Annotated in this window: 10 protein-coding genes; 8 read left to right on the forward strand and 2 right to left on the reverse strand. The window is 43.5% G+C overall.

The genetic code is table 11. The annotated features are described in order from the left end of the window. The first annotated feature begins 44 nt into the window (after nt 1-44). The 8 genes from recQ to LDX50_RS24895 all read left to right on the forward strand — a co-directional run bounded on the left by recQ (nt 45) and on the right by LDX50_RS24895 (nt 10,212). Nucleotides 45-2,234, forward strand: a complete 2,190-nt coding sequence (gene recQ / locus LDX50_RS24860; RefSeq protein WP_225698980.1) for a DNA helicase RecQ — start codon at nt 45-47, stop codon at nt 2,232-2,234. Nucleotides 2,235-2,372: 138 nt separating this feature from the next. Continuing rightward, complete coding sequence (locus tag LDX50_RS24865) at nt 2,373-3,611, forward strand: hypothetical protein (RefSeq protein ID WP_225698981.1); 1,239 nt, start codon at nt 2,373-2,375, stop codon at nt 3,609-3,611. Then, the gene (locus tag LDX50_RS24870) at nt 3,611-4,297 is read left to right on the forward strand and encodes a hypothetical protein (RefSeq protein WP_225698982.1); all 687 of its coding nucleotides are present in this window, start codon (nt 3,611-3,613) and stop codon (nt 4,295-4,297) included. The genes LDX50_RS24865 and LDX50_RS24870 overlap by 1 nt, the downstream gene beginning before the upstream one ends. Before the next feature lie 68 nt (nt 4,298-4,365). Beyond that, nucleotides 4,366-5,658, forward strand: coding sequence for a phosphoribosylamine--glycine ligase (purD, locus tag LDX50_RS24875; protein ID WP_225698983.1), 1,293 nt, complete (start codon nt 4,366-4,368; stop codon nt 5,656-5,658). Between the two features lie 112 nt (nt 5,659-5,770). Beyond that, on the forward strand, nt 5,771-6,922 hold the full coding sequence (locus LDX50_RS24880; RefSeq protein WP_225698984.1) for a PSP1 domain-containing protein: 1,152 nt from the start codon (nt 5,771-5,773) through the stop codon (nt 6,920-6,922). Beyond that, nucleotides 6,919-7,398, forward strand: a complete 480-nt coding sequence (locus LDX50_RS24885) for a gliding motility lipoprotein GldH (RefSeq protein ID WP_225698985.1) — start codon at nt 6,919-6,921, stop codon at nt 7,396-7,398. The genes LDX50_RS24880 and LDX50_RS24885 overlap by 4 nt, the downstream gene beginning before the upstream one ends. Nucleotides 7,399-7,410: 12 nt before the next feature. Next, a complete protein-coding gene (gene trkA, locus LDX50_RS24890; RefSeq protein WP_225698986.1) occupies nt 7,411-8,751 on the forward strand; it encodes a Trk system potassium transporter TrkA in 1,341 nt (446 codons plus the stop codon). Nucleotides 8,752-8,757: 6 nt separating this feature from the next. Continuing rightward, a complete protein-coding gene (locus LDX50_RS24895; RefSeq protein ID WP_225698987.1) occupies nt 8,758-10,212 on the forward strand; it encodes a TrkH family potassium uptake protein in 1,455 nt (484 codons plus the stop codon). Nucleotides 10,213-10,265: 53 nt separating this feature from the next. Here LDX50_RS24895 and secDF read toward each other — a convergent pair whose 3' ends face one another. Together secDF and LDX50_RS24905 are read right to left on the reverse strand one after the other, a co-directional pair. After that, entirely contained in the window at nt 10,266-13,283 is a 3,018-nt protein-coding gene (gene secDF / locus LDX50_RS24900) for a protein translocase subunit SecDF (protein WP_225698988.1), read from the reverse strand. Between the two features lie 90 nt (nt 13,284-13,373). Then, on the reverse strand, nt 13,374-13,733 hold the full coding sequence (locus tag LDX50_RS24905) for a hypothetical protein (RefSeq protein ID WP_225698989.1): 360 nt from the start codon (nt 13,731-13,733) through the stop codon (nt 13,374-13,376). Between the last annotated feature and the right edge of the window lie 178 nt (nt 13,734-13,911).

A 13,911-nucleotide genomic window follows, 5' to 3' on the forward strand; every position in this document is an offset into this window, starting at 1 on the left:
AAGATACACAAATCGATATGAATTAATCCAAACTTATTGTCAAGATGCTGGTTGAAGAGAAGAAGGATGCGCTAAAATCCAAACTAAAAGAAGTTTTTGGATTTAGTCAGTTCAGAGGGAATCAGGAAGCTATAATACGTAACATCCTGAGTGGAAAAAATACGTTTGTGATCATGCCGACTGGTGCGGGAAAATCATTATGTTATCAACTACCCGCTATTGTTTCCGACGGACTTGCCATCGTTATTTCACCCCTGATCGCATTGATGAAAAATCAGGTCGACCAGTTAAATGCCTTCGGTGTAAACGCACATTTCCTGAACTCTACATTGAGTAAAGGTGAAATCAACAAGGTAAAAAAGGAATGTCTGACGGGTTCCACCAAACTCCTTTATGTAGCTCCTGAGTCACTTACAAAACAGGAAAATATTGATTTTCTTGAAACCGCCAACATTTCATTTGTGGCCGTAGATGAGGCCCACTGTATTTCAGAGTGGGGTCATGATTTCAGGCCGGAGTACAGGCGGATCAAAGAAATTATACAGCGAATCGGAAATCTCCCGGTCATCGCCTTAACTGCCACGGCAACACCCAAGGTACAGCTGGATATTCAGAAAAACCTTCAGATGGAGGATGCTGACATATTCATGTCATCATTTAACCGCACCAATCTCTACTATGAAGTGCGGCAAAAAGTTCATGCAAAGAAGCAGTTGATCCAGTTCCTTGCCAATCACAAGGATAAAAGCGGCATCATATATTGTCTGAGCAGAAAAAAAGTCGAGGAGATCGCAGAATTGCTTCAGGTGAACGGGTACCGGGCAGCTCCCTATCATGCCGGACTGGATGCATCCGTTCGGGAAAAAAATCAGGATGATTTCCTGAATGAAGATGTGGATATCATTGTTGCAACCATTGCATTTGGTATGGGGATCGACAAACCTGATGTCCGGTTTGTTATTCATTATGATGTGCCCAAATCACTTGAAGGTTATTACCAGGAAACCGGTCGTGCGGGGCGGGATGGCCTCGAGGGTGTATGCCTGATGTTTTACAGTCAGAATGACATCAATAAACTGGAGAAATTCAACAAGGATAAATCTGTTCAGGAACGAGAAAATGCACGACTACTCCTTCAGGAAATGTCTTTCTATGCTGAATCTCCTGTTTGCCGCAGACGTCAGCTCCTCCACTATTTCGGAGAGGAATACGATCGCGACAATTGTGAGGGGTGTGACAATTGCCTGCACCCCAGGGAACAGTTTGAGGGCAGGGAATTTGTAAAGCTGGCACTTGAAACCGCCAGGGATACCGGTGAACGTTTCGGACTGAAACATTTGGTTCACGTTATTCGCGGCTCCGAAAACCAGTATGTGCTTTCCTATCATCACAATGAACTTGATGCATATGGCAAAGGCGCGGATGAATCAGAGGATTTCTGGAAATCAGTAATTCGCCAGGCGCTTATTTATGAACTGCTACTGAAGGACATTGATAATATCGGTGTGCTTAAACTTTCCGACAGAGGCAGAAACTTTATTGAAAACCCCGAATCGATCATGCTCTCCAAGGATCATGATTACGATTCCAACCTTCCAGAAGAAGAAGAAGCAGCACGGCCTCTTAATAACAGCAAAGCATACGACGAAAAACTTTTCGGTATGCTGAAGCATCTGCGTAAGAAAGTGGCCGATAAGAAAGGACTGCCGCCATTTGTAATTTTCCAGGATCCTTCGCTGGAAGAAATGGCAACCACCTACCCAACAACGGAGGCAGAACTTGCACAGGTTAACGGGGTTGGCATGGGGAAAGTGAAAAAGTTTGGAAAAGACTTTCTCGCAATGATTTCAGAATATGTTGATGAACATGATATTGTCACCGCCTCCGAAGTGGTAGTGAAATCTTCCGTTAATAAATCGAAAATCAAGATCTTCATTATTCAGCAGATCGACAAGAAGGTTGACCTTGAAGAAATTGCAGAATCACTGAATATACCCTTTGAAGAGATGCTGGATGAGATCGAAAATATTTGTTATTCAGGAACAAAATTGAATCTGGATTACTATATTGATGAAATCCTGGATTATGACAAGCAGGATGACATATTCGAATACTTCATGAATGCTGAAACGGATAGCATCGAGGATGCTCTGGATGATGAAGATAATGATGAATATTCCGAAGAGGAACTGCGATTAATGCGTATTAAATTCATGTCTGAATACGCCAACTAAAAATAATTACCCCCGAGACAGCCGGATTCCGAAAGGGTCCGGTTTTTTTTTGACCGTGGCCATACAATGGCCGTCCCACACGATATTCTTGTTTCAGTTTCAATGGCCATTGAATTCATTTTTCAAACAAAACTACATATGAGAAACTGGATAATACTATTTGCCTTTGCGGGTGTATTAGCCGCCTGTCAGGACGAGGCGGAAATAACCCCCGGCCATTCCCGAGACCAACGAATGAATCCTGTCTTCATCAGAAATGGTGGTGAGTTCATTGCCCGTGCCCTTTCCGTTCAACTAAAGAACCCGGATCTGAGGCATTATTTAAAAGAAAAAATCCTCGAAAAATTTGATGGTGACTATAATTTTCTGCTGGCACTGCATCAGAAAGATCTGATCAACTCCGAAACAGCCTTTGGTGATTTGTTCCGCCAGGACTTTGAAAGGTTTTCACTGGATGAGATCGTAAAATCAGACCCTTTATTACAGGTTGCGATGCCGAGTTTAACTAATCTGACAGCCGATAACTGGGAACCTGAAAATGAAATTCCGCTCGTGGTATACAGACCGCCGGACATAGACTTGTCATCTACAGATCATCTGGTCGCATTTCGCGACGGGATACCGGAACTCTTCTCGCTGAAGAAGGAATCATCCGAATTAGTACTGGTAATAAGTCACAACGAACGAACAATCGTCGTTCGCGAAGGCGAAGACCCGCGCAAGGAGCTTAACGGCCTGGCGAGGAGTGAGTGTATTGAAAATGTACGTTCGGAGGGTACCTTTCATAATCTTGCTTTTTTCCTAAAGGAATCACTCCTTCAGTGCTACTATGAAACCGAGCCGGAACCACCGGTTAGTGAAGGCTGTGAGCGGGATATGTACCCTGGAATGGATCAGGTAACAAGAGCAAAATTTACAACCATGAACTACATGCGGGAAGCAGAACATTATCTTGACGGTAACCCGGAAGTCTATTTCATCGTGACACTCGCGTCCAAAAACCCTTCGGGATTTGCCTCTTTAAGGAAATCATTCCCCTCGAATGACCGCAGCCAATGGAAAAATTGTGGAATATTCAGCTGTGTTCCTGAATGGCATGAAAAAAATCAACCCGTCTTCATATGGGATAAAGAAGTATTCGGGAACCTGGTGCGCTATGACTGGTTTGAAGAGGATTTTTCAACGGGTAAAATTGATATTACCCTTGGTCTGACATCAAAATTTGAAAATTTAACTGTCTCCGGGAATGTCAAGATCACTATCAGTAAGAAGGACTATTTCCTGGATCAGGACTTTGTAAATTTCTGTGACAGGGCCAACGGAACCGGCACTGATTACAACACCGGAAAACTTTATTTCACCATCAATCAACATTGATGAAGGTCCTGCTTATACTTTTCCTGATGATTTTATTAGTGAATACCAGCCCGGCACAGGATATACTTGTCGGCGCTGGTTTCGCCACCGGCAGTCACAGTGAGAGGAATCTTGTGAACAATTCCTTCACCCTCGAAACGAGCAATTCCAGAGGTAGAAAATTCATTATTCCGTCCATTTCTCTGGAGGCCAATCTAAGCCCGCGACTGAAGGCCGGAATGAGTCTCGGCTACCGCCGACATACCATAAGTCTTCGCGGATGGGAAAACAGTGCTGATACCTGTGCACTGTGTCCGCTTAAAAAAGGCGGTGGGCCAACTATTCGAGAGATCCGAACTACAGCGAATGTTTCCGTCAGCATTAAGCAATGGCACCGTTCAACGCTATCCCTCATCGCCGGCCTGGGATTTGCTCTGCCATTAACTGTCGACACCAATGATTCAGGCTTAAAGGTACCCGTCAGGAATTTATTCACAGCTGCCAGATCTCTGGCAAGTCCTTCTGTTTTATTTGAAGCAGGGCTGGTTTTAATGATGGACCGGTTCCAACTCCGTATCGTACACGGATATACACCGGTTTACACGAGAACATTGAAACTTCACAATCAGATTTTTCCATTTCAAATGAATGAGTCACTATGGTCATTTTCAATAATGTACCGTGTTTTTCAAAGAACAAGTGACTAAAGAATTCAGATAATGGTTTCCGCGAATGTTCTGGAGTTCCTACCTTTATCCCGACAAATGCGGAAACCATGAATATACTGATCCTTGGAAGTGGTGGCAGAGAATTTACTTTTGCCTGGAAAATTGCTCAAAGCGAATTGTGCAGCCAGCTTTACATAGCCCCGGGCAATGCCGGCACTTCGCAATTCGGCATGAATGTCGACCTGAAATCAGATGATTTCGGCGCCATCGAAGCATTTGTACTAAAAAGGAATATCGGGATGGTGGTTGTCGGGCCTGAAGCACCACTTGTTGAGGGCATCCGTGATTATTTCGAATCAAAACCTGAACTTGATAAAATCCTATTTATCGGACCCGGAAAAATGGGTGCCCAATTGGAAGGAAGTAAAGATTTTTCCAAGGCATTCATGCAAAAGCATTCAATTCCGACGGCAAAGTCCCAGACATTTACAGCCGAAAACCTGGACCAGGGGTTAGAGTATATCAACGGTTGTAACATACCGGTTGTATTAAAAGCAGATGGTTTGGCGGCAGGAAAAGGGGTAATTATCGCTCAGTCAAAGGAAGAAGCCCGTGAATCACTAAAGTCAATGCTGGTCGGCAGGCAGTTTGGCGAAGCCAGCAGCAAAGTACTGATCGAAGAGTTTCTTGAAGGCATCGAACTATCTGTATTTGTGTTGACGGATGGTAAAGATTATGTGATTCTACCGGAAGCAAAGGATTATAAAAGAATTGGAGAAGGTGATACCGGGTTGAATACCGGTGGGATGGGTGCTGTTTCACCTGTGATTTTTGCCAACGATGAGTTTATGGAGAAAGTGAGAACCAATGTGGTTGAGCCTACCATCCAGGGACTTCAAACAGAGGGCATCCCCTATCAGGGCTTCATATTTATTGGTTTGATGAAAGTAGGTTCAGATCCATACGTCATTGAATATAATGTAAGGATGGGTGACCCTGAAACACAGGTTGTCCTCCCACGGATTAAGAATGATTTTGTTGAGATTCTTGCCAGTTGTGCTCAGGGTTCCTTAAAAGGGCAGGCTATTGAAATTGATCCCAATTATGCTGTAACCGTTGTTCAGGTAGCCGGGGGATACCCCGAAGCATATGAAAAAGGCAAGGAAATATCCGGGCTGGCGGATGTTCCTCCCAATTTGATAGTGGTTCATGCTGGTACACGGCAGGAGAAGTATCATGTTTATACAAATGGCGGCAGGGTTCTGTCTGTCACAGGAAGAGGCTCCACACTTGAAGAAGCATTGAATCATGTCTACAAGGGTCTTCCTTACATCCATTGGGAAGGCAGTTATTACAGGAAAGATATAGGAAAAGATCTTCTCTCATTTCACCTTGATTAATTCTGGCTTTCCTTTTTCGTATGTTTTAAATTACATTTGATAGATTTAACTAAGAAGAAGGACGGGGCATCGGGAAAATCCGGCGCCCAATTGATATCACAACCAAAAAATTATGGGATGTAATTCGTGCAGTACGGCCGATGGCAAGGTTGCGGGATGTCAGAATAACGGAGGTTGCCTCACCGGAGGCTGCAATAAAATGAATGTTTTCGACTGGCTGTCGAATATGGATATGCCGGTTGAAGACAAGTTTAATATAATAGAAATACGATTTAAAGGAGGCCGGAAAGAGTTTTTTCGGAATTCCAACGGGTTGCAGCTTACCACAGGTGACGCTGTAGTTGTTGACGTACCGAATGGACACCATATCGGATACGTTTCACTACAGGGTGAACTGGTGCGACTTCAGATGCAAAAAAAGAAAATTCGCGATGATGAGGAGATCAAATCCATCTACCGCATTGCGCATGAAAAGGATCTTGAAAAGTATTTGGAAGTACAACAAAGGGAACTCCCTACCCTGTACAGAACACGACAGATAATTCAGCAATTAGGACTTTCGATGAAGCTGAGCGATGTTGAATATCAGGCAGATAATTCCAAAGCAACCTTTTATTATTCTGCCGACGACAGAGTAGATTTTCGCGAATTAATTAAAGTGCTGGCAGGGGAATTCAGAATTCGCGTGGAAATGAGACAGATCAGCCTTCGCCAGGAGGCCGGAAGACTCGGCGGTATAGGCTCCTGCGGAAGGGAATTATGTTGTTCAACATGGCTATCCGACTTCAAAAGTGTATCTACAAGCGCCGCACGTTACCAAAATCTGTCACTCAATCCGAGTAAATTATCCGGTCAGTGTGGTCGCCTTAAATGCTGTCTGAACTATGAATTGGATACCTACATGGAGGCATTGAAGGATATTCCAGATCTTAACGGACCATTGGTTACAGAAAAGGGCACGGCGCGACTTCAAAAGACAGATATTTTCCGGAAGATAATGTGGTTTAGCTATGATGCAGAAAACACCTGGCATCCGATTGGGGTTAAACGTGTATCACAGATTATCAGCCTGAATCAGAAAGGACAGAAGCCATCTTCCCTGTTGGAGGATGAAGCAACGGGTACAGACGATGCCGTTCAACTTAACAGTGATCTTGAAAGGATCGATCGCAAATACAGAAACAAAGGTACGGTAAGGAAAAAAAAGAAAAGAAAATCGGGTAGAAACAGAAGAAAACCCCCTTCAAACACGAATAAAAAATGATCAAATATATTCTCCAACTGCTGATTGTGATTCCATTTCTGGTATCATGTGATAATTCAAGAGTTTATGAGGTAAATAACGAACTTTCAGGCAGGCAATGGCTGGCAGATTCAACACAGTCATTCACCTTTTCGATTCCTGATACCTCTCAAAAATACAACGTATATTATAATCTCAGGAATTCAGTAAGCTATCCCTTTCGAAACATATACGTGAAATACAGCCTGACTGATTCAACGGGAGAAATGCTCGAAGGCAAATTGGATAATGCTAACCTGTTTGACGCGAAATCAGGTAAGCCTTTAGGGGACGGTCTGGGTGATGTATTTGATCACCAGTTCCCACTCCTAAAGAATTATGGATTTCCCGCCCCGGGGCAATACCGATTAGAAGTAAGCCAATACATGCGCAGAGATACCCTGCCCGAAATCGTGGCGGTAGGTGTGCGTGTGGAAAAGGCGACGGCGACAAATTAACGAAAAGAACCAATGAGGATAATAATTGCAGGTGCCGGTGATGTGGGCTTTCATTTGGCGAAGCTCCTTTCCTATGAAGAACAGGATATAATACTTATAGACCGTGACGCTGAAACGTTGCGGCAGGCATCATCCAGCATCGATGTGGGAACCATAAAAGGCAATTCCACTTCCTACCGTGTCCTGGAAGAAGCCGATGTGAAAAATGCGGACCTGCTCATTGCGGTAACGTCCTCAGAAGAAACAAACCTCACGACGGCAATTATCGGCAAACACCTGGGAGCCAAAAGAACCATTGCCCGAATCGAGAATCTGGAATACCTTTTGGATAAGGAAAAACTCGATTTGAAAGAACTCGGCATTGATGAAATCATTTCACCCGAATCTCTTGCCGCACGGGAAATAAAACGGCTCCTGAAAGAAGTTGCACTCACTGATACTTTTGATTTTGATCAGGGGAAACTGTCGCTGATCGGTGTGATCATCGACAGTAGCAGCAAACTGATGGATCATTCACTTATTGAACTGGCAAAAATCAATCCCAGCCATAACTTTGTTACGGTTGCCATACTTCGGGATAACAAGACCATCATACCCCATGGTGATAACAGGTTCCGGGAAGGTGATCACGCCTATTTCATTGCCGAGCCAGAAGGTGTGGATGCCGTTCTGGAATTATCAGGCAAGGAAAAAAAGGAAATCAAGAATATCATGATCCTGGGAGGCAGTAAAGTTGGGTATCACGCTGCAAAAAGGCTTTCCCGAAAATTCAATGTCAAGCTGATCGAAAGAGATAAGGAGAAATGCTTTGAACTTGCAGATCAGTTAAGAAATGTAATGGTCATAAATGGAGATGGCCGGGATGTTGAATTACTCGAAGAAGAAAGTATCCATGAAATGGATGCATTCATAGCTGTAACGGGGAACTCAGAAACCAATATCATTTCCTGCCTGGTAGCCAAAAATCACGGTGTCCAAAAAACGGTAGCGTTGGTGGAAAACATTGATTACATACACCTGAGTCAGAATATCGGTGTGGATACCATGATCAATAAAAAACTTATCGCTGCGAATTTTATTTTCCGATATATCCGCCAGGGTGAGGTTATTTCATTAACAAGTATTCACGGTGTTGATGCCGAAATTTTGGAATTCATCGTGAAAGCGGGCTCCAAAATCACACAGCGTGAGATCAAAAACCTGCAGTTCCCGAAAGGAGCAATAATAGGTGGTGTAGTGCGTAATGGTGAAGGACATACAACTATGGGTGATTTTCAATTCAGGCCGAAAGACCGGGCTGTAGTGCTTTGCCGTCCGGAATGTATTCATCAGGTTGAAGAGTTCTTTAAATAATTCAACATGAGGTTTAACTTCCGACTCATTCTCAACCTTCTCGGCCTGCTGGTATTACTGAACGGAATATTCATATTTCTGTGCCTGCCGTTTTCCATTTATTACGATGAGAATATCTATCACATTATAATTTCAGGCGGGATAACGCTGCTGGCAGGCGGACTCACATGGTTTCTTACCCTTCGTGGCCTGAATACCGAATTGAAGAAAAAAGATGGCTATCTGGTGGTGACACTGGGATGGCTCACAATGTCACTTTTCGGAACGCTCCCATTTATTGTATCCGGTACAATACCGAATTTTACCGATGCTTTCTTTGAAACCATATCCGGTTTCACTACGACCGGTGCATCAATCCTCACGGATATTGAAGCTGCGCCAAAAGGAATCCTTTTCTGGCGAAGCCTTACGCAGTGGATCGGTGGAATGGGTATTATTGTACTGGCTGTAGCCATCCTTCCAATCCTCGGAATTGGCGGCATGCAGCTGTTCGTTGCAGAGGCCCCTGGCATCACGCCAGACAAAATGAAACCCAGGATTAAAGAAACAGCCAAGAGACTATGGATCATCTACCTGGGCCTTACCTTACTTGAAATGGTATTACTCATGTTTGGGGGAATGACATTCTATGATGCCATAAACCATTCACTCACCACCATGGCTACCGGAGGTTTTTCTACAAGAAATGCCAGTGTGGCATATTACGATTCAGCCTATATTCAGTATGTGATCATTTTCTTTATGTTCCTTGCAGGAACAAACTTTACCATTACATATTGGGGTCTTAAGGGAAAATTCAGGAAAACTTTCGAAAATGAAGAGTTCAGGAACTATGTATACATCACACTCGGAGTGTCTTTCATCGTTTCCTTTTTTGTTTTCAGTTCAGACTGGCAGGGATTCGAACGATCATTTCGTGATGCACTGTTCCAGGTAGTATCTGTAATTACTACTACAGGCTATGTCACAGCTGATTACACTGCCTGGACACCGTTCATAACAGCCATTTTCTTCCTCCTCATGTTTTGCGGAGGTTCCGCAGGATCAACTGCCGGCGGAATCAAGGTTGTCCGTCATACATTATTGTTCAAGAACAGCTTCCTCGAAATGAAGCGGCAACTTCATCCTTCTGCAGTTATACCCGTGCGACTTAATAATATTGCTGTTAGCCGCGAGATCACGTATAATGTTCTGGCATTTATTATGATATATCTGCTTGTATACGGTGTGGGTGTATTCCTGATGTCCTTCACAGGAATAGAACTTGATACAGCACTGGGTGCGGTAGCTACATGTCTCGGTAACATTGGACCAGGACTCGGAGAAGTGGGGCCTGTAGATAATTTTTCAAAAATCACCCCATTCGGAAAATGGATTCTGTCTATACTTATGTTACTGGGTCGTCTGGAACTGTTTACCGTATTGATGCTCTTTAACATGCATTATTGGAAACGTTATTAATAAAAAAGCCGCCCGGAAACCGGGCGGCTTTTTTAATGTTTGATTCGCTTTCCTCAGCCCTTCTTCACATTTCGTTTTGTTTCAAGGTCAATCACTACCGGTGATGCAATGAACACAGATGAATAGGTACCCACAAGAATACCTACCAGCAATGCGAACGAGAATCCGCGAAGCACTTCACCACCAAAAATGAACAGGATCAATACTACTACCAGAGTCGTAAACGAGGTAATGAGCGTACGGTTAAGTGTGCTGTTGATCGCCGAATTGAAAATCTTCACATTATCTGTACTTGTTCCCAATCCAAGGAATTCACGAATTCGGTCAAATACAATTACCGTATCGTTAATCGAATAACCAATGACCGTAAGCAAGGCAGCAACAAAAACCTGATCGATTTCAAAAGTGATCCCGAAAATGCTGGCAATGGCAAACGCAGAAAAAACGAATGCCGTATCATGCAACAAAGCAAGAATTGCCCCGGTACTGAACTGCCATTTACGGAAGCGTATAAGAATATACAGGAAGATCACAATGATCGAAACAATCCCTGCTTCCCATGAAGCAGTGACGATATCATCTGCGATTGTGGCTCCTACTTTCGATGATCCTGATATTGTAAAATGCTGGTCGTCAATAGTTGCTGCGTCAGCCACATATTCCAGTCCCGTATAGGATTCAATTCCGCTTACCAACGCATTTTTTACCTCATCATCAGCGGAATCACTTTCATCGTCAACCTTGTAGGAGGTCGTCACTTTAACAATATTATTCCCACCGTAATTCTTCACCTCAGTTCCACGACCTTCGAAAGACTCACCCAGAGCGAGTTTAAGATCTGTAGCTACAACAGGCTGACTGAAATTCACAACATAGGATCTTCCGCCTTTGAAATCGACGCCAAGATTCAGACCCTGAACCGCTGCCAGTGTAATACCAATTACAATAACGATGGCTGAGAATACATAAGCCTTTTTTCGGCGAGACATAAAATCAATGTTGATATTACTCAGCAAATTCTTCGAGAACGGTGTATTGAAAGATACATGACTTTCATCGCCCTTTCGTGTCATCCATTCAATGATTACCCGGGTAATGTATACAGCCGAGAAAAATGAACAGAAAATACCAATCATTAACGTGATCGCAAATCCTTTGATGGGACCCTGTCCCAGAATATAAAGAATCGCCGCCGTTAACAGCGTGGTAAGGTTAGCATCCACAATCGAACTGAATGCCTTCTGGTATCCCATAGTGATAGCTTCACGAAGCCTTACACCATTGCGCAATTCCTCTCGAATACGTTCAAATATCAGAACGTTAGCATCGATCGACATACCAATGGTAAGCACAATACCCGCAATACCTGGTAAAGTGAGTGCCGCATTGAACTGCGCCAAAATGCCCAGGATAAAGAATACGTTAAATACCAGTGCAATATTCGCGACAAATCCACCTCTGGCATAATATGCGATCATAAACAAGACCACAATACCTAAACCACTGATGATGGAAACAATTCCCTGACGCTGCGCGATTTTACCCAGGGTAGGACCAACAATGGCTTCTTCAACAATTCGGGTTGGTGCCGGCAATGATCCGGCTTTTAATATGTTTGCAAGGTCTTTCGCCTCTTCAACAGTGAAATTACCCGAAATCCTGGAACTACCGTTTGGAATAGGCTCTTCCACGTAAGGGGCGGAATAAACATTGTTATCAAGAACAATAGCGATTCGGTCAGACAAAGATGTCGCCGTTGCTTTAGCTGCAGCTTTCTCTGTCATATTTCTCCAGCCCTTCGTTCCAACGGCATTCATCTGCATGGTAACAACAGCGCGACCTCTTTCATCGATATCCTGACGGGCATCCGTAATAACTTCACCTGTCAGCTGAGCTTTACCTCCACGTCCAACGCGCACAAAATAAAGTGTCAGATATTCGGTTCCTGTTTCTTCGTCAATATTTGGTTTTACTTCCCATACAGGTTTGACGTTTCTGGGAAGCATCGACTTCACCTCGTCCTTTCGAAGTATTTCGCCAATAACCGAAGTATCCTTTACTTCATAGATCAGTTCATTCTGCGAACGCAGCAATGAGAACAACGGTGAAATTTCAGTATTGGTCAGTGAATCCAACCCATCCGTTCCTAATGAATCCGCCGCATTTCCTGAAAGAGAATCGTCATCCGCAGATAAGAGATCACTCAGATCTTCCTGGGTGTCTGCAGCGGCAACCTGGTTCAGGTTCGTTTCAAGATCACCACCCAGGGTCTTCTCCTTTTTCATCTCTTCAACAAGCATCTCATTAATAGAGATGAGTGAAGTGAGGTATTCTTCCGGATTAGCCACCTCCCAGAATTCAAGTTTCGCAACGCCCTGGAGCAGCTTTCTGATACGTTCCGGATTCTCCGCTCCGGGAATTTCTATCTGAATACGGCCGGTTCCCTGCAAACGCTGAATGTTTGGCTGCGAAGTACCAAACTGGTCAATCCGGGTACGAAGAATAATGAAGGACCGATCGATGGCATCTTCAATCTCACGATCAATAACGTCCATCACCTCATCATTGGACATATCAACACTAAAACGTTCTCTGTTAGCAGCCGTCACAAATAAGGGAGCCAATCGATCATCGCTGGCTATCTCCTCATAAGCTGTCCTGAAGAGTGATGAAAATCTCTCCTGGCTGTCTTTCTGGCGCTCCCTTGCCAAACGCATGGCTTCAATAAACTGGGGATCGGTATTATTACCGCTTAATCCCTTGATAATATCAACAGGAGAAACTTCAAGCGTCACATGCATTCCACCCTGAAGGTCAAGCCCGAGACTCAGCTCATTATCCTTTACCTCCTTGTAGGTAAATTCAGCTCCGAAAAGATTGTACACAGGAATATTCCAGATAGAATCCAGATAGGCCTGCTTTTTAGACAGATTGATAACGTCATTTTGCTCGGTTGCATAGGAAATAGCATCCTGTTGTATGTTTCTCGAAACAAATGTGAACGAGAGATAGTAAACACAAAGCGCGGTTATAACCAGCGTCAGAAGAATTACTGCACCTTTATTACGCATTTTAATTTATGATTAAGAATGAAAAAACTAATGTAAATGTGATTTTTATTCGGATATAATCATCCGTACTTCCGGCATATACCGGATAAGTTATGGGGCGTTAGGAGATATGATCCGCCGGAATAACGTTCTGAAAAAGGTATTGAAATCTGGTATTTCAGGACGAAGGCTTGAAAAATCAACATAATCATTCAGCTGAATCTCGATGATAGAAAAATCGGTTTGAGTAATACTCAGCTGTGCAATGGTCGAAAGTAAATCATTCGAAGAGGAAACCTTAATTTCCTTCTCCTGATCTCCCGAGGTTTTCTTTGCTACAGCAACTTTTTCCTGTACCGAACTCAATGAATAATAGAAGCTTTGGGAAAACAGGATCGTAAGCGCAGCCAGCAGTCCAATGACTACACCTGCGTTGAATTTCCATGGTTCTATTTCTGAATGGTTCTCCATTTTGGGCTACAAATGTAGCTATTATCAACAATATATCAAGCAACTAAAAATTTTAAGAGAAACACATACCCGGGAATGAGTTGTATTTTATATAAAAATAAATGACCTTTAACCTAAAGATACCCACGATGAGCACTGATAAGGCCTGAAACCAACCCACTTTGCATCAGCCACCGCT

The organism is Fulvivirga sedimenti, assembly GCF_020328055.1.